Origin of the sequence: Paenibacillus sp. CF095 (assembly GCF_900101225.1) — a bacterium.
Lineage (GTDB): Bacteria > Bacillota > Bacilli > Paenibacillales > Paenibacillaceae > Paenibacillus.
This window is the reverse complement of sequence record NZ_FMZN01000001.1, coordinates 1,565,348-1,587,944: the sequence shown is the minus strand read 5'-3', so window position 1 is coordinate 1,587,944 and position 22,597 is coordinate 1,565,348. Positions and strand designations below refer to the sequence as shown.

The 22,597-nt window shown below is 42.8% G+C and carries 21 protein-coding genes and 3 pseudogenes; 15 read left to right on the top strand and 9 right to left on the bottom strand.

Going from position 1 to position 22,597, the window contains the following annotated elements; all coding sequences use genetic code 11:
* The first annotated feature begins 97 nt into the window (after positions 1-97).
* Complete coding sequence (locus tag BLS69_RS07060; RefSeq protein WP_091029781.1) at positions 98-394, top strand: DsbA family protein; 297 nt, start codon at positions 98-100, stop codon at positions 392-394.
* A gap of 271 nt (positions 395-665) precedes the next feature.
* Here BLS69_RS07060 and BLS69_RS07055 read toward each other — a convergent pair whose 3' ends face one another.
* The 4 genes from BLS69_RS07055 to BLS69_RS07040 form a co-directional block, all read right to left on the bottom strand.
* Positions 666-1,136: a DinB family protein gene (locus BLS69_RS07055; RefSeq protein WP_091029778.1), complete on the bottom strand. Its 471-nt coding sequence runs from the start codon at positions 1,134-1,136 to the stop codon at positions 666-668.
* A 90-nt stretch (positions 1,137-1,226) separates the two neighbouring features.
* Complete coding sequence (locus BLS69_RS07050; RefSeq protein ID WP_091029776.1) at positions 1,227-1,808, bottom strand: TetR/AcrR family transcriptional regulator; 582 nt, start codon at positions 1,806-1,808, stop codon at positions 1,227-1,229.
* On the bottom strand, positions 1,805-2,266 hold the full coding sequence (locus tag BLS69_RS07045) for a nuclear transport factor 2 family protein (RefSeq protein WP_091029774.1): 462 nt from the start codon (positions 2,264-2,266) through the stop codon (positions 1,805-1,807). Before BLS69_RS07045 ends, BLS69_RS07050 begins: the two co-directional genes overlap by 4 nt.
* Before the next feature lie 298 nt (positions 2,267-2,564).
* The gene (locus BLS69_RS07040; protein ID WP_091029771.1) at positions 2,565-3,401 is read right to left on the bottom strand and encodes an alpha/beta fold hydrolase; all 837 of its coding nucleotides are present in this window, start codon (positions 3,399-3,401) and stop codon (positions 2,565-2,567) included.
* A 489-nt stretch (positions 3,402-3,890) separates the two neighbouring features.
* Between BLS69_RS07040 and BLS69_RS07035 the strand changes: the two genes are divergently transcribed.
* Positions 3,891-4,475 carry an RNA polymerase sigma factor gene (locus BLS69_RS07035; RefSeq protein WP_091029769.1) on the top strand — a complete coding sequence of 195 codons (585 nt, stop codon included), beginning with the start codon at positions 3,891-3,893 and terminating at the stop codon, positions 4,473-4,475.
* On the top strand, positions 4,436-5,455 hold the full coding sequence (locus BLS69_RS07030) for a DUF4367 domain-containing protein (protein ID WP_176872624.1): 1,020 nt from the start codon (positions 4,436-4,438) through the stop codon (positions 5,453-5,455). Before BLS69_RS07035 ends, BLS69_RS07030 begins: the two co-directional genes overlap by 40 nt.
* A 332-nt stretch (positions 5,456-5,787) precedes the next feature.
* On the opposite strand, the gene BLS69_RS07025 is transcribed toward BLS69_RS07030, so the two are convergent.
* Positions 5,788-6,309, bottom strand: a complete 522-nt coding sequence (locus tag BLS69_RS07025; protein ID WP_143023560.1) for a hypothetical protein — start codon at positions 6,307-6,309, stop codon at positions 5,788-5,790.
* A gap of 937 nt (positions 6,310-7,246) precedes the next feature.
* Entirely contained in the window at positions 7,247-8,269 is a 1,023-nt protein-coding gene (locus BLS69_RS07015; protein WP_091029759.1) for an MBL fold metallo-hydrolase, read from the bottom strand.
* A gap of 164 nt (positions 8,270-8,433) precedes the next feature.
* Here BLS69_RS07015 and BLS69_RS07010 point away from each other — a divergent pair, with 164 nt between their 5' ends.
* The 5 genes and pseudogenes from BLS69_RS07010 to BLS69_RS06990 all read left to right on the top strand — a co-directional run bounded on the left by BLS69_RS07010 (position 8,434) and on the right by BLS69_RS06990 (position 13,441).
* Positions 8,434-9,444: a fumarylacetoacetate hydrolase family protein gene (locus BLS69_RS07010; RefSeq protein WP_091029757.1), complete on the top strand. Its 1,011-nt coding sequence runs from the start codon at positions 8,434-8,436 to the stop codon at positions 9,442-9,444.
* 92 nt (positions 9,445-9,536) lie between these two features.
* Positions 9,537-10,118: a TetR/AcrR family transcriptional regulator gene (locus BLS69_RS07005; RefSeq protein WP_091029755.1), complete on the top strand. Its 582-nt coding sequence runs from the start codon at positions 9,537-9,539 to the stop codon at positions 10,116-10,118.
* Between the two features lie 29 nt (positions 10,119-10,147).
* Positions 10,148-10,425, top strand: a pseudogene (locus tag BLS69_RS07000) (alpha-N-arabinofuranosidase); the annotation flags it as partial.
* Positions 10,426-11,253: 828 nt separating this feature from the next.
* A complete protein-coding gene (locus BLS69_RS06995) occupies positions 11,254-12,444 on the top strand; it encodes a glycine C-acetyltransferase (protein WP_091029752.1) in 1,191 nt (396 codons plus the stop codon).
* 37 nt (positions 12,445-12,481) lie between these two features.
* Complete coding sequence (locus BLS69_RS06990; RefSeq protein WP_091029750.1) at positions 12,482-13,441, top strand: NAD-dependent epimerase/dehydratase family protein; 960 nt, start codon at positions 12,482-12,484, stop codon at positions 13,439-13,441.
* 337 nt (positions 13,442-13,778) lie between these two features.
* Here the strand turns inward: BLS69_RS06990 and BLS69_RS06980 are convergent, their stop codons facing one another.
* Positions 13,779-16,445, bottom strand: coding sequence for a helix-turn-helix domain-containing protein (locus BLS69_RS06980; RefSeq protein ID WP_256332248.1), 2,667 nt, complete (start codon positions 16,443-16,445; stop codon positions 13,779-13,781).
* On the opposite strand from BLS69_RS06980, the gene BLS69_RS06975 reads away from it, so the two are divergent.
* The 4 genes and pseudogenes from BLS69_RS06975 (at position 16,444) to BLS69_RS06960 (ending at position 18,635) form a co-directional block, all read left to right on the top strand.
* Complete coding sequence (locus BLS69_RS06975) at positions 16,444-16,827, top strand: tautomerase family protein (RefSeq protein ID WP_091029744.1); 384 nt, start codon at positions 16,444-16,446, stop codon at positions 16,825-16,827. The two genes, BLS69_RS06980 and BLS69_RS06975, sit on opposite strands and share 2 nt — an antisense overlap.
* Before the next feature lie 38 nt (positions 16,828-16,865).
* Positions 16,866-17,501: an FMN-dependent NADH-azoreductase gene (locus BLS69_RS06970; protein WP_091029742.1), complete on the top strand. Its 636-nt coding sequence runs from the start codon at positions 16,866-16,868 to the stop codon at positions 17,499-17,501.
* A 149-nt stretch (positions 17,502-17,650) separates the two neighbouring features.
* Positions 17,651-17,872: pseudogene (locus BLS69_RS06965) on the top strand (MFS transporter); the annotation flags it as partial.
* Positions 17,873-17,945: 73 nt separating this feature from the next.
* Positions 17,946-18,635: a metal-dependent hydrolase gene (locus tag BLS69_RS06960; protein WP_091029739.1), complete on the top strand. Its 690-nt coding sequence runs from the start codon at positions 17,946-17,948 to the stop codon at positions 18,633-18,635.
* 157 nt (positions 18,636-18,792) lie between these two features.
* On the opposite strand, the gene BLS69_RS06955 is transcribed toward BLS69_RS06960, so the two are convergent.
* Complete coding sequence (locus tag BLS69_RS06955; protein WP_165980187.1) at positions 18,793-19,692, bottom strand: LysR family transcriptional regulator; 900 nt, start codon at positions 19,690-19,692, stop codon at positions 18,793-18,795.
* A gap of 172 nt (positions 19,693-19,864) precedes the next feature.
* Between BLS69_RS06955 and BLS69_RS06950 the strand changes: the two genes are divergently transcribed.
* Positions 19,865-20,344 carry a GNAT family N-acetyltransferase gene (locus BLS69_RS06950; protein ID WP_091029735.1) on the top strand — a complete coding sequence of 160 codons (480 nt, stop codon included), beginning with the start codon at positions 19,865-19,867 and terminating at the stop codon, positions 20,342-20,344.
* A 358-nt stretch (positions 20,345-20,702) separates the two neighbouring features.
* Positions 20,703-20,975 (top strand): sensor histidine kinase, encoded by a 273-nt coding sequence (locus tag BLS69_RS32900; RefSeq protein WP_091029732.1) that lies wholly within the window; start codon positions 20,703-20,705, stop codon positions 20,973-20,975.
* A gap of 338 nt (positions 20,976-21,313) precedes the next feature.
* Here BLS69_RS32900 and BLS69_RS06940 read toward each other — a convergent pair.
* Positions 21,314-21,671 (bottom strand): annotated as a pseudogene (locus BLS69_RS06940) (sensor histidine kinase); the annotation flags it as partial.
* 316 nt (positions 21,672-21,987) lie between these two features.
* Between BLS69_RS06940 and BLS69_RS06930 the strand changes: the two are divergent.
* On the top strand, positions 21,988-22,350 hold the full coding sequence (locus BLS69_RS06930) for a hypothetical protein (RefSeq protein WP_091029726.1): 363 nt from the start codon (positions 21,988-21,990) through the stop codon (positions 22,348-22,350).
* Positions 22,351-22,597: the final 247 nt, after the last annotated feature.

The window sequence follows — 22,597 nt, the reverse complement described above, 5'->3', positions numbered from 1 at the left end:
ATATTGGGAAACGACGATTAGAGTCTGCACTCGAGCAGTTCGCCCATCCGAATGAAGTGGTTATTGAATATAAAAGCTTTGAACTTAATCCGCAAGGATCGATGTACTCAGGCAAAAATATGCATCAAATTCGTATAATATTGACCAAGTGAAGCCCACCAATACGTTGGATGCTCATCGTTTAACCCAATATGCCAAATCTATTGGTAAAGATAAGGAATTAGCAGAGAAGCTGTTCTATTCTTATTACACGGACGCCAAGCTAATTAGCGATCATGATACATTAGCAGATATTGCAGAATCAATCGGAATGAATAGGGACGAGTCAATGGAAGTTCTCTATGATCCATCCAAATACGCTAACGAAGTGCATTCAGATGAAGCTACACATTAAGTAAAGCCATTTGTAAGACAGAGATATTATGAAAGTATTGTCGAGAACAATTACAAAGTATTTTAGAACAGCGTGTAGACAGGCAGTTCAAACAAAAGGAAGGGCCGTCCTACAAAGGATGGCCTTTAAATTACATGGACATATATCGAGGGACAAGAACATAGTCCGATTTCTGAATGTTCCTTTTAGTGAAGGGACACTACTAATAATGTAATCAAAATAACGCAATATTTCATGGCGAGACTTTGGTTTTGAAAATTTTTTACTAATTCTAACTGTCAATTATGCTCTTGATATTTTTAATTGTTGCAAAGTGCATTGCTTCATGGTAAATCAGAAAACCCAGTAATTGTTCTACATTTGTAAAGATAAGTCCTGTAGAAGACTTGTAATGAGGATTGATTTCTTCTTTCAATTTGCTTAAAAGTACCGCTTCAACCCTTTCAATTTGTTCGGTTAACAAGTCGATTATCTGAGGCATCGTTGGAGGCTCTATATTCCAGTCAAGCGGTTTAGTTCCTGGAGCAAACAACTTACCAAAATTAGCAGGATATCTGGTTTCTTGCCCAGTAAGTTGGAAAGCGAACTTCTCATGTATAACATACATGTGGCCTAGATTCCATTTTATATTGTTTTTCAAACCTGTTGGAATTATTTCTGAGGCAGAGTCATTTATATTCCTCACATAATCAATTGTCTGACGGCGAACAAATCCCCATTGATCTGCGACAAAATTGCTCATGTTATTGACCTCCCATAAAGTCGCTAAAAGAAAAAATCACTTGTTTTTCGTGTGAAGAAATTCCGCCAGTTTACTAAAAACACTTTTGTGTCAGTGACCAGAGTTGCTTTCAGAAACATAAGTTGAGACTCGCTGTGACAGATTTGCCAACATACGTTCAAAATAGGATTCATCATGAATTGCTCTACTCAGAATTAATCCCCCTTGAATACTAGCAATGGTTTCCTCTGAAATTTGGTCAGCAGTCTCTTTAGAGATGCCTGTTCGAACTAGTGCCGCACTTAATGCTTCAATCCATCTTATAAAATATTGCTGAATTACAGCAGCGAATCGATCCCTTGTTTCGTCCAAAGCGAATGCCCCAACAAGGCATATCCGCTGACCGGATTGAAAATAAATATCGACCTCTTGCCACATATGATCAATGGCTGCCCGGGGTTCATTCTTTTCGAGCGGTTCAAAAATGTTCTTGATAAACCATTGATCAATATGAGTAAGAATTTCAGCAGCCATCTCATCTTTTCCACCCGGGAAGAAATAATATAAGCTACCTTTAGATAGACGCGTACGGGCTGTAATTTTACTCAAAGATGCGCCCTCATAACCTAATTCACGAAATACCTCAGTCACGAGAGGAATGACATCGGATTTTTCAAAGACAGTGCGCGTCATAGGTTTAACTCACTGAGGCTTGGGTGTTCAGCAGGGCGTGTGCCGAGAGGCCAATGAAATTTTCGTTCTTCTTCCTTAATCGGCATATCATTAATCGAAGCAAATCTACGCTTCATCAAGCCGTCGTCAGCAAATTCCCAATTCTCATTCCCATACGATCTGAACCAATTGCCACTATCATCATGCCATTCATATGCGAATCTAACAGCAATACGGTTATCCGTAAATGACCAAAGCTCCTTAATAAGGCGGTAGTCCAGTTCTTTGGCCCATTTTCGAGTTAGTAAAGACACAATTTCTTGGCGGCCTGTTATAAATTCGCTCCGATTTCTCCAATAACAATCCTCAGTATACACAAGGGAGACGCGCTGAGGGTCTCGGCTATTCCAGCTGTCTTCTGCCATACGTGTTTTTTGAATTGCTGTCTCACGAGTGAATGGGGGAGTTAAATTATTCATTAAATCTTCCTCACTTTCTATACCGTTTGTATTAATATAAACCGATCGGTTTATAAGTGCAAGTATACATCCGAAATTCAATACAAATGTCGAATCGGTTCAGACTCATAATGTACCAAGTAGCCATCAATCTTATGCGTAGTGGCTCTTTTTTTTGTACTACCAATGATCAAGAGGGTGTTCATTCTTCATATGCAAATCCTATGAAATAATGAAAAAGCAGGACGTCTCCTAATTTAGGAGGCGTTCTACTTTTTTCAATTTGTTCTTTTAGCTAAAATCATTAATCGAATTAAATTTAACCTTGCAAAAATTCGATCAATGCTGCGTTAAATTGTTCAGAATGGGTCGCATTAAATCCGTGTGGTCCACCTTCAACAACGACCAGACGGCTGCCAGGGATGGATTCATGAGTACGCTGTCCGCTTACCTCCAAAGGCACGATGGCATCTGAATCGCCATGGATAACCAGTGTTGGAATGTTGAACTTCTCCAGATCCTGACGGAAATCAGTAAGGGCAAAGGCAGCTATACAATCCAATGTGCCTTTAGGTGAAGCCAGAGCTGCAATATCCCGATTATAGATACGGAATGGTTCGCTCACTAGGTCTGTACGGTCTCCAGCAGCGAAAAAGTTGTTTGTGAAACCATCCAGGAAAGCTAAACGATCCGCTTTTACCCCGTTTTGGAATTCTGCAATCGTTGCATCATTCAATCCTCCTTGAGGGTTGTCTTCGGTTATATAGAGATAGGGAGGAACCGCTCCTGCAAATACAGCTTTAGAAACGCGATCAGTTCCGTAAGTTCCCACGTAGCGTGCAACTTCGCCGCCACCCATGGAGAATCCGACTAATGTGATATCGCGCAGATCAAGGTGCAGAATCAATTTATGCAAATCTGAAGCGAAAGTATCATAGTCATAACCATCCCAAGGTTGGGAAGACTGACCAAATCCACGACGGTCATATGTGATAACACGGTAACCCGCTTCAATCAGGGCAGGAACTTGCTTCTCCCAGGATCGTCCACTTAAAGGCCAGCCATGAATCAGAATAATTGGTTTTCCCGCACCATGATCTTCATAATACAGTTCAATTGGTTGTTCATTCTCAGAGCCTACATTTACTTTAGACATGGAAAATACCTCCATTAGTTAGTATATTTTTTGTTTATACATAAGCTATTTGGCTCAGAAACATGAATGGGGCTTGTTCATGGATCGCCTCACTTTCTATACCGTTTGCATCATTATAAACCGATCGGTATACACTTGCAAGTTCATATCTTAGCGCCGTGTCGACGCCTCCAAATTTTTAAGTTCAAACCTAATTAATAACAATCATATGGGAGATTAAACATACAGGTTTAAGCATCGAGGGACAAGAACATAGTCCGATTACTGATTGCCGAGAAGAGTTTCACCACAGGGATCAAAGGATGTATTATTTAATATTGGAAGATTAGATGTTGAATTTGCTCTTACAGTGTTTGAGTTTTGATTGGTATAGAGTATGGTTGAACAACAATCTAGAGACTTTTCTAAAAAATGTCCCTTTAGAACTACCTCGTTTGTTATACATATATAAACTTCATCGCGAATACCTGGGAGGTGCCTTAAAGAAACATGGATGAGGAAACTGAATACAGAATTAAAAGAGTACAAGCGGGCGAAATTCAGGACTACGTTTATATCGTTCAAAAATACCAAAAACAGATATTTATGTATTGCTGGAGACTTATATCAAACAAACAGGAAGCCGAGGATGCTGTTCAGGACGTTCTGGTTAAGGCCTATGAGAAAATAAATCTCTATAAGCCTGAGGTAAATTTCTCCGCTTGGCTCTACAAAATGGCTTATCATCACTGCATAAACATAATCCGTCAAAAAAAAATGCAACAGAAATGGAAATTCAGACTAATAGCTCAAGATCAATCTGCCATTAGTCCTGCAGAAATGCTGGATAGCCAACTCTTTAACGAACCACTAAGCCGCGCGCTTGCAAAACTAAATGTAGCTGAACGGAACCTACTGATTCTACGCGTTTTTGAAGAAAAATCGTTTGCAGAAATAGCTGAAATTTTGAATAAAAGTCCCGATGCCGTCAAGAAAAAATTTGCCAGAACCAAAATCAAACTCAAAAAATGGATGAGCCCAAAGGAGGAAGAACTATGCCAAAATTACAACGTACTTCTCAAAACGAAAATCTGAAAGAAATGGATCTCTTAATCGAAGAGGAGTTTCAGAATTTTGATGTCACTGACAAAGTCATGACTCGGGTCCATAAGTTGGCAGTTCACAAGCGAGGCTTGCATGCCAGAGCACGCGTTCGTCAAAGAGTCGTGGTTCCCGGGCTAACAGCAATGTTCGTTCTTGGAGTATCAGTGACAGGGTATGCGGCCTCACAATATATTGAATTCCTTAACCATAAAGGCGAGGTGGTACTAAACACTGCCGCCGCCAAAGAGCCTACTGACTTTGTTACAAATTACACAAAAAGACTGGGCTTTTACACAAATCAGATCAAAGAACAATTGCAACCTGGGGATTACGTAGCCTATTATGTCAAAGATGAGTTAATTAATAACGCGGATAAATCAAATCCCGTAAAATTTGAATATAAATGGATCAAATATTCTAATTTCAGCAGTTTACAAGCTGAAATTAAGCGGACGCAGGCTCCCGTTTTAAAATCAATAACGCACCTTCCTCAAGGGTACCAGTTTGACTACGGATACGTTTATCCTGCCGATCTGTATACAAATCATCTCGCAGATCCTGCTTACCTGAAGTTAACAGACGACCTGAAAAAACAAGCTGAATCTTCTTCGGATGGGCAACGGGTGTATATTCAAAAACTGAATTGGAACACGGCTGACTTCTCTTTGGCACGCTATGTCAATGGGAAGAACATTGTAACTGTAACGGCAACAAAAATACTCCCTGACTCCAAAGTGACCATATTCCAGAACGATGAGGCTAAATCCGAGAAGCTGAACATTCAAGGTAATGAGGTCTATTATATTCAATCCGATACCAGAGATAGAGAAACTAATTCCGTTACTTACCATCGGATTGGATGGAGGGACGATCACAATCATTTGTTATATGAAATATCCAATAATGCGGACAGCAATCTAAGTAAAGAGGATCTGATCAAAATAGCTGAAGAGATGGTTACATCTCATTAGTGTTCCAAACAACAAAGGAATAAACAAGGCTCTTTAGACATTAGTTCTGTTTTACTGAAGAACACAAGATATGCGGCAGCACTGATATGTGAAACTAAACTCCAGTTGTTAAGTACAAATACAATGATTGTTCACTACGCAAATATTAATGCTAGGACTGGTAGTTGCCGTCCACAACACGTGCAATAAGTATAGAAAAGAAACCCCTGAATTTCTCATTATGAGAGATTCAGGTTTTTTTTAAGTAAACTATAAAGAATGACCTGACCGAATTATTATGAAATCTTATTATCGTTGATGTAAGTGATTGGAGTTATTGATTCTTCAAGCCTTCAGGTGTCGATCAGCTGGACGTAACTACAATCTGAGGTCACTGTCTCTGTTAAATAATTTAGCACCATATAACTTGAATATTTGATGCAGGGTAGGGAGGCGTTACAGTGCCAAACTGCTGCCAAGTTCCATAAGGTAGTTCCATCCATCCTTCGAGATAGTATCCCATTCGGCTGCTGTAAAAGACGATTAAATTTGAACACAACTGGGGTAAGAGCAAATACGTTACCTATAAGAAGATTGACCCATTTTCCTTCACAGCCCAAGAGACTTGATATTGGTACGGAGCGCAAAGGAGGGACATCCAGTGGATCATCTGGTTGCTGTCCGTTCGCTACCTGATCAGCATAGTGCTTTAGCTCGCCCTGATTATAGCTCTTTAATATGGTATCACGCTGTCTTATATCTGCTGGTACATCTGTAAACTCAATCGGAAGTGGGGGAACTAAAGCTGAAGAGTTGTCTGATTGCAATACAGGACAGCTTATTATTATGCTTCCTAACTCTTCATACTCAAACATTGGGGGACACTCTTCATTAAGCGGTATCACCTTACAATAAAAAGCTCCTGTTATCAGATACCTGTAAATGCATAGCTTGCAAAGGTTTGAAGAAGAGTTTACATTCGTTTGCTCAGTAATCATGGTTTACCTTCTTAGTTATGCAGTCCAGTTTATGTAAGTTATTCTAATGGGTGTATGTCTAATAACTGATATTTTATTAGGCTAGGTCTACACAGCAAACAGAGTATCTGTAGGAATTTGTGGATTCGATCGATCATTGGACATAGAAACAGACCCATACCAATGTAGTGAATGAGCACATTTCGAACTTGGTAAGTGAATAGGGATTTATATGAAGAACAACGCCTACATTTTAGGTTACGCTCTTGGAGTTATAATTTTTAATCGTTACGTTAATTGTGTTTATCCTTCAAGTTCCCGACGTATTGAGTTTGAAGACATCAGTGCATCACTCATTCCCACAGTTGCAATACCGGTAGGTGTTCCATAGTACTCCTAATCCAGTAGTTTGAAATATGTGTTGCTGATCCTAAATCTGTCCGCTGATCATACGTAATTAGAATTTGATTTGCTGCACTCTGTTTTGCTTCCAAAAGAATTGGATGCGGTATCATCTGACGCTCATTCTGGAATTTAATCAATATTAAATGCCCCCTTAAGTAAACTTAGTCAACAGCCTTTACATTATATTAATGTTAAATTATTTATATACCATTGGGTGTCTTAGCATAAAAGCTAAAATGTACATAAATTCGATTGAATCTAATGAACTGTAATTATTGATAGATCTTTGTGTTATTAAATTATCGGAAAAGTAAGTCATAAGTCCAACTCCATTTTAATTCCGTGGAACAATTCAAAAAAACGGCCGCTGTTCGCATCGTTTGCGACAGGGCCGATTTTTGTTTTTCGTAGGCTAGCTTCAAATTGCTATTCATTCTTGCCAAACACTCATAGGGTCCCATGGCTTGATTTGATTACCATATTTTCCGGCCAAAAAAACTTTCATGTCTTCCAGTTTAGCAGGCACCTCGTTCCAAATTGGAAGGGGTGGTAACCCTAGTTTACTTTTCAATAGGATGTCCACTGTAACATACAAGCGTTCTGGCTGAATCCAATGAAGGAAGCGGGAAATATCAATTTGCTTGGTCAGGGACAAGGCATCAATTTCGTCATTGTAATGCTTGTTGAACTCGCTGATCAGGTTCAGGAGGTAGTCTCTCTGCTCCTTCACGAAGTCCAGGCCGCAAATGGCGCCATGTCCTGGAATAATGATTTCGGGTTTAATTTCATCAATAATGCGGTCAAGCACTTTAACCCAATTGAGGGTTCCCTCTTCGCTGTATGCCGTACACCCGTTAAACACGACATCGCCGGCGAACAGCACTTTTTCTTTTGGCATCCACAGCAGCAAGTCACTGTCAGAGTGGGCCGGAGCTACGTTGTAAATCATGACTTCCGTATCGCCAAGGCGGATGTTGATATCGTCTTTTATCTCAACATTCGGGAGCAACCATTCTACGCCTTCCAGGTCGAATCCTTCAAATTCCGCTGCAAAAAACCGCTCGCCCGAAGTAGAATCCGGAGAATCCTTTCCTCTTCTGATGACGCTGTCCATCCAGGCGATATTTTCGGTAAGACGCTCTCTGGACGCTTCCTTGTGCATAATAATGCAAGCATCTTCAAACACTTTGTTTCCCCAGGCATGGTCGCTATTATAGTGCGAGTTCACCACATATGCGGGAGAGCCGCCGTTGCTTACTTCCTTAAAAGCCTCCCGCATTTCCCGCGCATGGAACAAATCGAAAAACGTGTCATACACCAACCCCTCACCTTTGTTGATGAACCCGGCATTGGCCCAACTGATCCCGCGATACGGCGAAATACCAGCAAAGACGCCATGTGCGACTTCAAAAAATTTAACGCGAGGTTTTTGGATAATACGTCCATACTTCATAAAAATTCTCCTTTGCGTATATGTTTTTGGGTAAGTCATACTGACTATGTCCTCATTATAGAAAATGGAAAACAGAAATGCAAGCATGCACTTGCATGCATTAACTCCATACTGTATGCTACTAACAGAACAACATCACACTACATTGATGGAGGCGCTGCAACATGAAACTAGTAACCTTTCAAACCAATACATCGCAAGAACCTTTTTTTGGGCTTGTAATTAACGAGAAATTTGTCGTGTCTTTTGCTGAAATTATGAAAAAGCAGGGAACATTCGTTGATAGTCTTGAAAGTATGGACAGCTATCTTCATTATTTGCCGGAAAGTTATGATGCCGCTAAGGAATTGATGCAATATGCTGTCGAACAGTTACACCAATTCAATGAAAATGAAATCAGCCCGATTGCAGCGGTAAACCTGCTACCGCCGGTTCCTAATCCGGCTGCGCTTATCGATTTCGGGCTGACGCCAAGACATCTGAGAAATGCTGGCGTAAATCTGCTGCAAAGAGAATATACAGGGCCGGAAAGAGAAGAGCTCACACGTAAAATTCCCAAAAAATTCCAGCAAGATTTGAATAAAGTAACTTTCAGTTATTATAAGTGTAATCATAATGCATTAATTGGCGATGGGGATACGATTCATTGGCCTTCGTACTCTTCCTACCTGGATATCGAGCCGGAGCTGGCCTTTGTTACAGGAAAGGAGAACTGCATTGCAGGTTATGTTATTTTTAACGACAGTACTGTCCGCGATGTGCAGTGGCCGGATTTCCAGGCGATGACCGGACCGACGCGCTGCAAAGATTTCGATCGTAGCAAAGGAATAGGACCATTTCTGGTAACGCCGGATGAAATCGACAACCCGCTGGCATTGGATGTGGATGTACGCATCGGGGAGAGACTGCACTGGAAGGGAAGCACATCCGAGTATTCTGCACACCCTGCAAAAGTGATGGAGGAGGTTCTCAAAGTTTTCACGCCACTCCCTGGCACGATTATAGGAATGGGGACGATACCGGATTGCTGCGCAATCGAGACCGAAGAATGGCTGTTGCCCTCTGACCGAATCCAGATTACATTTGATAAATTAGGCACGCTCACGCAATTGGTGCCTGATCATGTCAAGATTACGGAACCAAGCCGCTGGGAAAGAAGAAGCGATTTACCTTAAATAAACGTTTATCAAAATGATGAACTCTGAATCTGCTTCATCTGCAAAACTTGTAGTAGAATAGGGTTAACATATGCAAAAGGAGAAATACAATGCAAACTTCAGACAGAATCATTGAAGCCGCGACACGGCTCATCAAAAAGAATGGCTATCGGGGAGTAAGCACCAAAACCATTGCAACGGAAGCTAAAGTCAATGAATCTACGATTTTCCGGCAATTCGGAAGTAAGCAAGGCATATTGGAAGCCATCATTGAAAGACATTCGGATATCCCGCAATTTGAGAAGCTGTTAAAAGAGGACGCGACCGACAATCCGGAAGTCGATCTGCTGAATGTAAGTCAGCAGTATCGATTGTTTTTTCATAAAAATGCGGACATCATTTTGATTGGCATCCGCGACAAAGGAATGTTTCCCGAATTGGACAGAGTGCTGTCCGATCCGCCGGTGAAGCTGCACTCCTTGCTGGTTGAATATTTTGAACGCCTGCAGAAGAAAAAAGTTATAGCCAGACAGGATGAGCGCCTTGCCGCCATGTCTTTTCTCTCGATGTGCTACGGATTTCAGATGAGCGAGCTGATTCACCGGCAATATCAGTCCCAACTCGTCACCGAGGAAGATTTTTACAAGCACAGTGTCTCATTGTTTGTAAAAGGAATTTTGTCTCAGTCATAAGCTTTGTTGATTTATTTAAATATGCCAAGTACCTGTCCTACTCTACAGGAACCACGCATAAGCTCGTATATGCGATCGGCAAGAACCCGATGGGACCATTCACGTTCAAGGGCGAGATTCTCTCTCCGGTTATCGGCTGGACAACCCACCACTCCATTGTGCAAGTTGAAGACAAGTGGTATCTGTTCTATCACGACAGCTCCCTGTCGGAAGGCGCAACCATAAGCGCTGCGTTAAATATTCCGAGCTGAAATACAACGAAGACGGAACGATCCAGAAGATCAATCCTTATCCAGGTGCCGAGTAGCTGGCGGGTTAGCCGTAACAGATAAGATTACAAGATAAGGCATAACATGAGACAGCTCCTGAAGGGGCTGCTTTTTTGATAGGAGGATCAATTGTGTCACTCAAACGTAAATTGGATCAACATAATTTTTTATTTAAAGAGGACCATTAAACATAAGAGATCACTTAGAATATTTTGCAGCCCAAATCGTTAGTCATCAAATGAGAAGTGAAGGGGGATTGATAAGAACGCATTATTCTGGATATTAGAAAAGATTGTAGCTCAATTTAGCGCAACCTTTTTTTTATTGATTGAGAATTGCAGGAGAAAGAAGTGTATAAGTAAGTGTACCTCAATGGAACGTAATTGAACAAATAAGAGATAACAGTTTCCCAAACATAGCAATAAAATATTTATGAAAAAATTCTTTATCAAGCTCAATTGAGTTTTATCATCTAGAAGAAAGTGTCGAGGGACAAGAACATATTCCCATTGAAGTCGCTATTTTAGCGGCTTTTTAATTTTATCGGTACAAGTTCGTGTCCCGCACCGAAGACAAGAACCTGTTCCCATTACTGATTAGTTGTGTATCTAATCGGCATGGATCGCAAACTACCGAGCAGCAAAAGATATAAGCAAAGCAAAGATTAAGTAGCGATTGCTTCCGGGAATGGGGGAATCAATCGCTATGTTTTTTTGCGGATATTTTTATTTTTTGTCCGCCACATGTGTACAAAAAATAAAAATGATGATACATTAAAATCAATCTAACCCTTTTTATAACAGGTTTTTCCCAGATAATTATATGTCTCCTGTACAAGGACATGCGTATGTTGAGGAGGGAATGGAATGTCAAGTCAAGCATTGGACCAATTTTTAAAATCGAACATCGAAGATCTAAAAACTAAAGGTCTATATAACGTCATCGATACGCTGCAGGGTGCAAATGGTCCTGTTATTCGTATCGACGGAAAATCCCTAATCAATTTGTCTTCCAATAACTATTTGGGACTGGCAACAGATTACCGCGTGATTGATGCTTCAGTTAAGGCGTCGCAGACATACGGGGCAGGCGCAGGGGCTGTGAGAACAATTAATGGTACGATGGATCTTCATATTGAGCTTGAAGAAAAACTGGCCCGTTTCAAAAAAACGGAAGCCGTTATCGTGTATCAATCGGGATTTAACTGCAATATGGCTGCTATATCCGCGGTAATGGACCAGCATGATGCGATTTTATCAGATGAGCTGAACCACGCTTCGATTATTGATGGCTGCCGCCTGTCGAGAGCCAAGGTGATTCGCTTTAAGCATTCGGATATGAATGATTTAAGACAGCAGGCGAAAGATGCCAAGGAATCCGGTCAGTACCATAAAATTATGGTCATCACCGACGGGGTTTTCTCCATGGATGGTGATATAGCAAAGCTGCCCGAAATCGTGAAAATAGCAGAAGAATTCGATCTGATTACTTATGTGGATGATGCCCACGGTTCGGGAGTTCTCGGAGCAGGTGCGGGAACCGTGAAGCATTTTGGATTGTCCGACCGCATTGACTTTCAAATTGGTACTCTTTCCAAGGCGATTGGCGTTGTCGGCGGTTATGTGGCGGGTAAAAAACAACTGATCGAATGGTTGAAGCTGAGAAGCCGTCCGTTTCTGTTCTCGACATCTCTACCTCCGGCTGCAATTGCTTCTTGCAGCGCTTCTGTCGACATTTTGATGAATGACAAAGAGCTGATCGAGAAGCTGTGGGAGAACGGCAATGATTTGAAAAATGGCTTGAGCCGGCTTGGATATGATGTAGGCCAAAGCGAAACGCCGATCACACCTTGCATCATTGGCGATGAGGTAACCACCCAACAGTTCAGCAAACGGCTTTATGAAGAAGGCGTTTACGCCAAGGCAATCCTGTTTCCGACGGTTCCGAAAGGAACTGGAAGAATACGCAACATGCCAACAGCTGCCCATACCAAGGAGATGCTCGACCAAGTGATCTCCGTATATGAGAAAGTTGGCAAGGAAATGAAGCTGATTTAGCTGCATTCGCGGGAGTACATTTCGGGAGGAATGTCTTATGAACAAGATTTTGGTGACCGGAGCACTAGGCCAAATCGGTTCTGAGTTAGTTGTTAAATTACGTGAAATTTATGGTGCGGATCATGTCGTTGCTACGGATCTCAGGTCATCAGCCCACGAAATTACCCGATCCGGGCCATTCGAGCTGCTGGATGTGACGAATGATAAGGCGATGTTCGAAATTGCCAAGAGGTACGACGTTGATACCGTCATCCATCTGGCTGCGCTGCTGTCGGCTACCGCAGAGGAGAAACCGCTGCTTGCCTGGAATTTGAATATGGGCGGATTGATGAATGCACTTGAAATATCCAGGGAACTCGACTGCCAATTTTTCACTCCAAGCTCCATTGGATCTTTTGGTCCTTTGACTCCGAAAGACAATACCCCTCAGGATACGATCCAGAGGCCCAATACGATGTACGGCGTGAACAAAGTGTCCGGCGAACTGCTTTGTGATTATTATTTTCACAAATACGGCCTGGATACTAGGGGGCTGCGATTCCCGGGTTTGATATCTTATATGACGCCTCCCGGCGGAGGAACGACGGATTACGCCGTGGAAATTTATTACGCAGCCGTGACGGCTGGCCGGTATACATCTTATATCGCCAAGGACTCAAACATGGACATGATGTATATGCCGGATGCCCTGAACGCTATCATCGATTTGATGGAAGCGGATTCATCCCGGTTGATACACCGAAATTCATTTAATGTCACCGCAATGAGCGTGGATCCGGAGGCGATCGCTGCAGCGATTCGGGATGAGCTTCCCGGCTTTATCCTCGATTATGACGTTGATCCGAAGAGACAGGCGATTGCCGATAGCTGGCCGCATTCCATTGATGCAACGGCAGCGAAAACAGAATGGGGATTTCATGCTTGCTACGACCTGAAGGCCATGACGAAGGATATGCTTTCACAGCTAAGCGAGAGACAAATGCTTCGCAAGGCTTAAAGTTATTATGAATTCGCTGTGCAAAGCGAGTAGATATACAAAAGAAGCTGCATCAAGAGGTTTGGCGTTACACGGACCTTTTGTTGCAGCTTCTATTTTCATCCTCCAGCCCAGACACTGATTTAATCTATACCCTGGGAAACAACAGACTCAAAGAAGAGCTTAAACTCAACAAAAAGCCGACAGGCAAAAAGTCAGTGATTTACTCCTTTGCCTTAACCCTAGGTAATCTGGATTATCGCCAGGAACAGGATGGCTCCGTTTCCTTGATTAACCCATCTACTGGCGATAATCATTGATAAACCATAAACAGTCGTCACTTATTATTGCTTATCGCCTAAATTTCCAGTGAATACGCAAGCACCTGTGATCGTGTCATTGATGTGCCTTTACTCCACAATTCCTGCAATTCCTGCTCAGAAAAAACATGCTGAAGATCAAAAATGACCTCTTCATGCTCTGCGGGAAAATTGGGCATGTCCTCCCCGCCAGAGTTTTGGCGGCCTTTCTCAGCAGCTCCGAGAAGGATCGCAGCTTCGGTGAAGGCTTTTTTAGCACACGACGCAATGGCTAATCCTTCAATACCGCGCGATAGAATCCAAGAACCTCTGTAGATCTGGCTTGCGGCGATGCATTTTTTGAAATATTCAATAGAAGCCGCAATCTGCTCAAGCTTCAGGGCGGAATACCCCAGACTTTCGTACGGACCGGATACTTCCCATTGATCCTGGACGGCTTCGAAGAAATGTACACTCTCATTCAGGAGCTTAGACGCTTCAAGATAATTATTCTGCACTAATCGGAGCTTCCCGTAAGCATGCAATGAGGAAGCTAAATTCCACAAATCGCCCGTGGTTCTGGCAATATCAACGCTCATCTGTACCAATGGCTCGGCTTCCCCAAGGCGTTTCTGTTTGATGTGAAGAAACGCGAGCAGCCGAAGGGAGGAGGCAAGGAGAGAGCTTTCTCCCAAATCGCGAGCGAGTTCAACGCTTCTGATCGCCGAATTCATGGCACCTTCAACATCTCCACGGATAAATTGAATGACACCACTTCCATGTAAGGCCTTTGCGGAATCGGTGCCAGGCTGTCCTTCGTGTGTTTCGTTATCCAGAAAGCGATCCAGCCAGAACATTCCTTCCTTCAGCCTGCCTTCGTGCAGCCAAAACCAATAGAGGTTCGAGACCATGTGAAGCCCGAATGAATGGGCATGCGGATTGGAGTATGACCATTCCAGGGCAGAACGAATATTCGCATATTCCCGCCGTACTTCATCAATACACGCTTCGCGTTCACGAGTCCTGAACTTGGGCTCCGCACGGACCAAACATTGACTGTAATAACGAACATGGCGTTCAGAAAGCTGGTGGCTCTTATGTTTGTCAGTTTCGTTCTGCAGCTTCTCGCCTGCGTATTCCTTGATAGCTTCCAGTATGAAATAGCGGATGAAGCGGTAATCCTCGCTGATCTCAATAGATACGAGAGACTTGTTGACCAGGCCGGATAACAGGTCGAGCACGTCTTCGCGGGCGATGCGATCTTGTTGCTCTGGCATTCCAGACTCACAGATGCAGATCTCTTCCACCGCCTCCAAAGTAAACCCTCCCGCAAATACGCTAAGCCGCCTCAACAGCAGACGTTCCTTGCCGGTCAGCAATTCATAACTCCAATTTATTGTGGATTTGAGCGTTTGCTGCCGGGTCGCAGCCGTTCGTTTGCCTGCTGTCAGCAAAGTCAACAGATTTCCCAGACGTTCCTTGATTTGTTCCAGTGTCAGCATGTTCATTCGGGCAACCGCTAACTCAATGGCTAACGGGATTCCCTCCAGCTTCTTGCAAATAGCGCCAACAAGCCTAAGATTGGGCAACGTGGGCTGAAACTGGGGCGCAGTACTATGCGCCCGCTCCAAAAACAGCTGCACAGATTCAAAGGCTATAATCTCCTGTTCAGGTATTTCCTCTAGTAAATGCTCATCCGCAGGAAAAGATAACGGAGGAAGCCGGTAGACAAGTTCCCCCGGGATATTGAGCGGTTCCCGGCTGGTGGTGAGGATTGTCAGCCCCGGCGCGAATGCAAGAAGTGATTCAACCAAAGACGCGCTTGCGTCAATGACATGTTCGCAGTTATCAAAAATAAAGAGCATTTTCTGGTCGGACAAGGCCTCCAGTATCGTTTGAAGGTCGGTCCGGTGTTCTTGGTTCTGCAGCCTTAGTGTCGACAGTAGCAACTGGCCCAAGTCTTGCGGTTCTTTGATAGAGCCGAACTCAATCATCCATATCCCTTGCGGGTACGTCCCCCCAAGCGTTGAAGCCACCTGAACAGCAAGAGACGTCTTGCCTATTCCTCCGGGGCCCACGACAGAGACCAAGGAGTGAGTATTCAGCCGTTCCTCCAAGTCAGCCATGGCCAGACTTCGTCCAACGAAGGGTGTAGGGAGCTTTGGCAGTTGTTGTGTTGCCGCGATTGAAGCACGTGGTGTGGTAATTGTTGGTTTCGGTGTTATCCCTTCCAAAGTAACCAATGTGTCGAACCAGGCACCGTCGAAATCCGGAAACTCCCGCGAGGTCGCTGATCGTGCTTCCGAGAAGCGCTTTACAGTATCCCAGAGATCCTCCGCCTCTTGACGCGGATCCGCTTCCAAGAGAAGTCCTTCTTCGCAAAACGCTTGGATCATTCCTTTGAGACTGCCCACACTTGGGAGCCGGTCTCCATTCTCCCATTGCTGCACGGTTCGCGGATCAACGCCGATCCGCCGTGCCAAGTCCACTTGCCGCATCCGCTTGGATAAGCCGTGCCTGGCAGGTCTTGAACGAATTTTTTTGATCCATTCATGAGGCCAATCTTTTGACAATTTCCCGTCTTCCATCCTATCACCTGAATTCCATAGTTTCCGCTTATTCACACGAACAAACCCGAACTCATGTACATTCGTGTTCTGGATTCTAACAGATATAATTAGCCATATCAACAACAACAGTAACAATAACAAGGAGGTAACATACATGCCATTGACTCGCATTACCACATTGAAAGGTCGCTCCAGCGAAGAGAAAGCCCTTATTGGCGAGGTCGTCTTGCAGACGATTGTAGACAAACTGCACGTCCCCCAGAACGATCGCTTTCTGATTACAGAAGAACTTGACCGCGAGAATTTAAGCTTTGATCCGAATTGCCTGGATATTGATAGAAGTGACGGTTTTCTAATCGTTCAGATCACTCTAAATGCCGGTCGGTCAGCCGAAGTGAAGAAAGAGTTCTATGAGGCTTTAGCCGAGCAGCTGCATCAGCAGTGCGACATTAGAATGGAAGATGTGTTCATCAATCTGGTTGAGGTTACCAAAGAAAACTGGTCTTACGGTAACGGCATCGCTCCGTTCATCGTGTAATACACAAACCATACTTATTTAGAGAGGAAGTTTTAATTATGTCAACTTTACTTTATATTACTGCCCATCCCGGCAACCTTCAGGCATCTTACAGCCTTTCCGTCGGAGAGCAATTCGTACAAGCTTACAAAGAGAGTAATCCGGGAGATGAAGTAGTCCATGTAGACTTGTATCAACGCGACATTCCCCACATTGACGTTGACGTATGGGAAGCATGGGGAACCCTTCAGAATGGTGGTTCGTTCGATCAATTAACTGCCGCACAACAACAAAAATTGACTCAGTTGAATACATTACTTGATGAATTCGTTGCTGCAGACAAGTATGTGTTCGTAACACCGATGTGGAACTTCTCCTACCCTCCGGTAATGAAGGCATACATTGATTCCTTCTGCGTCAGAGCTAAAACCTTCAAATACACAGAGAACGGTCCCGTTGGCCTGCTTGAAAACAAAAAAGCCTTCCATATCCAAGCTACCGGCGGAATTTACTCGGAAGGACCTGTGGCGGATCGGGAGAACAGCAGCCGTCATTTGAAAACCGTCCTGAACTTCGTAGGCATTACCGACTTCGATAATCTGTTTATAGAAGGCGTATCCACTGCAGGAGATCGAGCTCCACAAATCAAAGCGGATGCGATTGAGAAAGCACGCATAGCCGCCAAAAACTTTTAAGACTACATTTAGCTAACACACTGAATATGCTTCACAACATTCTGCCCATCCATAGCTTCCGAAATACGAGCATTGGATGGGCGCTCATGGAAGTGTTCATGTGCTTTCGTATCGAAGGCATATTTGGTGAATTCAAGGAGGGATAGAGCATGACTCAGCTTCAGCCACAAGCAGGGCTGAAGGCAGGTAAAAGAGCAGGGGCGGCGCTCATATTGGGTGCCTTGGCTTCGCTCGCCCCGTTCTCCCTGGACATGTATTTGCCCGCGCTGCCGGCACTAGCCAGCGATTTGCAGACATCACCTTCTATGGCCCAGATTAGCTTGACTGCATGCATGTTGGGACTCTCGTTCGGGCAATTGGCAGCCGGACCGCCGCAGTTATTTGTTACCTCACGTTAATCCGAAGAAACCCGACATCAGCAATTCGATCAAAGGGGGAATAAAAATGAAAGTATCCTATCATGGACATTCTGTTGTGAAAATCGAAACAAACGGCACTACCATCCTGATTGATCCCTTTATTACAGGCAACGCAAGTACCGATCTGGACGCGGCCAGTATACAAGCAGACGTAATCCTGTTGACCCACGGTCACGGGGATCATGTAGGAGATACGGTAGACATCGCGAAACGAAACAACGCATTGGTCGTTGCCTCGGCAGAGCTGGCAGATGTGCTCGGATGGGAAGGGGTAAGAACCCATGCCATGAGTATTGGCGGGGCGTACACCTTCGACTTTGGAAAAGTGAAGCTGACTCAGGCTTTCCATAGCTCTAGTTATATTAACCCGGAGACCCGAACCATCATCTACACGGGAATGCCTACCGGAATTCTGTTCACAGCCGAAGGGAAAACGATATACCATGCAGGTGACACGGGCCTTTTCTACGACATGAAAGTGATTGGGGAACGCAACGACATTGATCTGGCTTTTATCCCGATTGGAGACAACCATACGATGGGACCGGAAGACGCCGCCGTAGCCACAGATTGGCTTCAAGCCAAACAAGTTGTGCCGATCCACTTCAACTCGTTCCCGTTCATTCAACAAGACCCGCAGTACTTCGCCTCGCTCCTTAAGGAAGGAGTAGGGGTCGTCCTTAAACCTGGAGAAACCATCAACTTATCATCCTGAACATCAATAAGACATCGGAAGAAAGAAATGTACAGCCATCACCCTGTATGCTTTGGGAAATGGCTGCAGGATTTCTTCCTTTTGTGTTAATTCGAGAGGTTACATCGCATTATAAAATTAAGATACCAGTTCATCTTCATCTTGCCTTAAAAATAATTTACTCACATGACCAGTCTCTTGTGTGTTTCAATGTTATATCGATAAACTTTGATAGCGCGGGGGAGACCCACTTGTTTTTATGATAAACCATTTGGGCTGAGATCGGTTTATGATCACCTTCGCAAGGAATAACTTTTAATCTTCCATCCTTGATTTCATTATTTACAGTTATTAATGGTAAACAAGCAATACCCAGCCCACTCATTACGCAACGTTTTATCGCCTCAATACTCCAAAGTTCCATCGTGTTGGAAAGTACGATTCCTCTTTCTCGAAGATATCCTTCAAACATGGTTCGATAACTGCATTCTTTCTCATTCGTGATCAGACACTCGTTTAACTTTTGGTTTTCATAGCTTTGATCTAAAACATTCAGCGGGTTGTCATGACTTCCAACAAGGACAATAGGCTCGTCCATTAAAGAATGTACGATGAAATCTGAATCCTGAAACGTTGGCATCATAAGAAATGCAATATCTGCACTTCCATGAAGTATTGCTCTCTTGTTATCTCCGCAAGTAGCGTTACTTAAAATGATGCTCACATGGGGGAACTTATTTCTATATTCTCTTAATATAGGTTCAAGTCGATAAACCGTTAAAGATTCAGGAGCCGCAATCCTTAACTCGCCTCTTATATCATCACCATCATTTGTAATGCTTTCGATTTTCTCGTAAGTATCCAGAATTTCTTGAGTATAGTGCAATAATTTCTTGCCTATATCAGTCAATCTTACCTTTCGACCCATTCGATCAAATAGAGATGCACCCAAATGTTCTTCAAGTGCTTGAATATGAGAAGTGACAGTGGATTGAGTGTAACCTAAATGTTCTGCTGCTTGTGTAAAGCTGCCCAATTGAATAACTTTTCTAAATGTAATAAAATGACGTATTTCCATCAGTTCACCAACTTTCCATGCAATCTCACTCTATAGTATCAAAAAAATCAATGGATAACTTCTATAAATTCAATTTTACTAATCATTAGTTTCGGGTTAATCTTAAGGAAATTTGGCAAATACGGTCACTATAATAGCATTCATTTAATAAAACGGTTGGGGGAGTAAATAAATGATTACAGTTTACGATGATAGATATAAAGAAGAAGTCATTAAATTAATATTGCATGTACAGAATGTCGAATATGAAGTGGGTATTAGTGTTAAAGAACAACCAGACATTCTAGATATTCATTCAAATTATATAAATGATGGCGGTAATTTTTGGATAGCCTTAAATGATAACGGAGAGGTCGTAGGTTCAATTGGTTTGCAAAAGAAAAATAACGAGGTTGCTGTATTAAAGAAATTTTTTGTTTATAAAGACTATCGAGGCAAAGAATTTGGGATAGGAAAAAAGCTTTATGAAGTTTTGCTTGGTTTTGCTAAGGAACAAGGTTTTTCAAAGATCATTTTAGATACCCCATCTAAAGCCACTCGGTCACACGGTTTCTATAAAAAGGTTGGATTTAAAGAGATTGACAAAGAGGATTTGCCAATTAAATATGATTATCCTGACCGCAATTCAATCATATTTCTATTAGAACTATAACAAAAGGAAGAAGGTCTCATTTTTATGGAATAGTTAAATGGAGGGTCTGTCTTTGAAGAATAAGATTATATTGTTTTGTTTACTAAGCACTGTATTACTCGGAGTAATGAATTTGTTTTATTTTTTTATTAGCGACTGTGATTACAAAAGGATTCATGTCGAACAATATAAATACAGCAAAATGGTACTAATACTGAGTGAAACTGAAGGAATTTTCCGATAAATTGGTAAATGGCAGGTTAGTTAATCAACTTTCCAACATAACCTTTTATATTATTCCTTTGAAATAATATTGAACAATGGTAGGAGATAACGCATGATGGGCAGAATCGATGATTCGATTCAAACGATTTGAGAGATCGAACAACTCAAACGTAAAGCGGAGCTGGGGCCTTTACGTCAGCATTTTCTATATAATACGCTGGTGCTGATCTCATGGAATGCACGAAAGGAGAAGGCCCAGGAGACTGAACGAATCTCCAAATTGTCCGCACGTTATTATCGGCTAGCTCTGGACAAAGGTGAGACCTATAATGCATTGGATAAGGAAGTGGCGCTGCTTCATCATTACCTGAGTATCGAATGCTCCCGCTTCGTGATTCAACTAGATTATGACATCCTATCTTTTTAACATTAACTGAGTTTCATACAAAAAAAACAGAATATATCGCCCACAATGTAGAAAGAGTATGGAACCCTTTAATTCAATAATTGAACCGAAAATAAAAAAAGAATTGGGAGAATTATTTCATTCTCTATTATTAAAACAACAACATAATATGAGTTCGGAAGATTTGAAAATTGTTTCAACTATTTTTAGTTGGGGAATTTATGGAGCATCTGTGGATTGGAAAATAATAGTTCTCTTTCAGCAGAACAATATATAAAAAAGGGATTACCTTTTATAGTGTCGGAAAGAATAATTTTAAAGGATAATTAATACCCTCTTTTAATTTTTCACATGCAAAATTACCTCCTACTCGAATCTTTCACGGATGGAATCCATCCCGACAAGAGCGCTCCGCCGAGGTTACTGTTGTCGGCCACAAGTTCGCCCCCATGCCGCCGGATGATGCGTTCGGATATGGTCATGCCCAGACCCGCTGCCACCAGTCAAGCGGTTCCGGGACATCTCTCCTCGAAATAAAGGTTCGAATACCCTATCTATTTCATTCTCTGCAAATCCTGGACCGGTATCGCGGATTGCAAACCTAACTTGGTCGGTTACGCTGCTGCAATCTATTTTAATTTCTCCGAAATCAGGCGTGTATCTGACGGCATTATCCAACAAGTTGCTGATTGCACGTTCTAGCAGATGAGCATCTCCGCCGTGCCCGGTATGGATGGGATTGAACTGTTGAGAAATGCCCGGTCTAACGAGATGATAAGCCGGTTTGTTATGCTTAATTGTATGAATGAGTTCAAATATGCCCAGCAGGCGCTTGAGTACGGGGCAAGCGGATATATTCTCAAGTTATCCATGAGTATGCAATCCATGTAGGATATCCTTGCTAAGGTCGCCAAAGAACTGACTGCTGCTAACGAGCAGAGACAGCAGGTACTTTCGCAAAAATTCAATGTGTTCTATAAACAAATCCTCGATCGGATTAAGGCGGACAGACTGGAAGAGGAGGCTCTTCCGGGTGAGTTCACGGAGTACGAGACTGAATCCGGCTTATCCCGGCAGATCACTGTCCTCAAGGGTGCAACTGTCGCCAACCCGGTCCAACTGCCCTGTAGTCTTATCGCTTGCAGACTCTTTGCAATTGCCTTTAGCCGGTTTTAACTTCGTTTTTCTGGTATCTCTGATGGGAAACTATTCTTTGACTCTGGAGGAACTTTTGAAGCAGAATATGATTGAGGCTAAACTAGGGATGTGGACCGGTTCCTATACGTCAAGCAGCGTAACTTCTTTATTCTTCTGGTTTCCCAGTGAGCCTGCGCTTGATTTGGAGAAGCTTCGTCTCTCCTTGCCATTTAACCACTCACTGGAAGAGGCAGTTTAATCAGGTAAACCAACTATGGTAAAATAGAGATTATTAAGAGACCTATACAAGCAGCAGTAAATGTAAATAGAATTGGCAAAATAGTAAGGAGGTAAGGGCTCTAATGCCTTTACCTCCATTTTAGCTTTTGTCAAAATACAATACGTCTGATAAAGCGATTGCCCAAATTGTTGCTGAGAACCTGCCTGAATGACCCAACACCTTACGTATTTTGGAGCAATGGCTATGAGGGCGCGTCGTAAGGAAG

Excerpts from the sequence above, each read along its gene's own strand:
- BLS69_RS07055 (WP_091029778.1), bottom strand. The coding sequence starts at position 1,136 with ATGAGCAATTTTGTCGCAGATCAATGGGGATTTGTTCGCCGTCAGACA.
- BLS69_RS07050 (WP_091029776.1), bottom strand. The coding sequence starts at position 1,808 with ATGACGCGCACTGTCTTTGAAAAATCCGATGTCATTCCTCTCGTGACT.
- BLS69_RS07045 (WP_091029774.1), bottom strand. The coding sequence starts at position 2,266 with ATGAATAATTTAACTCCCCCATTCACTCGTGAGACAGCAATTCAAAAA.
- BLS69_RS07040 (WP_091029771.1), bottom strand. The coding sequence starts at position 3,401 with ATGTCTAAAGTAAATGTAGGCTCTGAGAATGAACAACCAATTGAACTG.
- BLS69_RS07035 (WP_091029769.1), top strand. The coding sequence starts at position 3,891 with ATGGATGAGGAAACTGAATACAGAATTAAAAGAGTACAAGCGGGCGAA.
- BLS69_RS07030 (WP_176872624.1), top strand. The coding sequence starts at position 4,436 with ATGCCAAAATTACAACGTACTTCTCAAAACGAAAATCTGAAAGAAATG.
- BLS69_RS07025 (WP_143023560.1), bottom strand. The coding sequence starts at position 6,309 with ATGTTTGAGTATGAAGAGTTAGGAAGCATAATAATAAGCTGTCCTGTA.
- BLS69_RS07015 (WP_091029759.1), bottom strand. The coding sequence starts at position 8,269 with ATGAAGTATGGACGTATTATCCAAAAACCTCGCGTTAAATTTTTTGAA.
- BLS69_RS07010 (WP_091029757.1), top strand. The coding sequence starts at position 8,434 with ATGAAACTAGTAACCTTTCAAACCAATACATCGCAAGAACCTTTTTTT.
- BLS69_RS07005 (WP_091029755.1), top strand. The coding sequence starts at position 9,537 with ATGCAAACTTCAGACAGAATCATTGAAGCCGCGACACGGCTCATCAAA.
- BLS69_RS06995 (WP_091029752.1), top strand. The coding sequence starts at position 11,254 with ATGTCAAGTCAAGCATTGGACCAATTTTTAAAATCGAACATCGAAGAT.
- BLS69_RS06990 (WP_091029750.1), top strand. The coding sequence starts at position 12,482 with ATGAACAAGATTTTGGTGACCGGAGCACTAGGCCAAATCGGTTCTGAG.
- BLS69_RS06975 (WP_091029744.1), top strand. The coding sequence starts at position 16,444 with ATGCCATTGACTCGCATTACCACATTGAAAGGTCGCTCCAGCGAAGAG.
- BLS69_RS06980 (WP_256332248.1), bottom strand. The coding sequence starts at position 16,445 with ATGTATGTTACCTCCTTGTTATTGTTACTGTTGTTGTTGATATGGCTA.
- BLS69_RS06970 (WP_091029742.1), top strand. The coding sequence starts at position 16,866 with ATGTCAACTTTACTTTATATTACTGCCCATCCCGGCAACCTTCAGGCA.
- BLS69_RS06960 (WP_091029739.1), top strand. The coding sequence starts at position 17,946 with ATGAAAGTATCCTATCATGGACATTCTGTTGTGAAAATCGAAACAAAC.
- BLS69_RS06955 (WP_165980187.1), bottom strand. The coding sequence starts at position 19,692 with ATGGAAATACGTCATTTTATTACATTTAGAAAAGTTATTCAATTGGGC.
- BLS69_RS06950 (WP_091029735.1), top strand. The coding sequence starts at position 19,865 with ATGATTACAGTTTACGATGATAGATATAAAGAAGAAGTCATTAAATTA.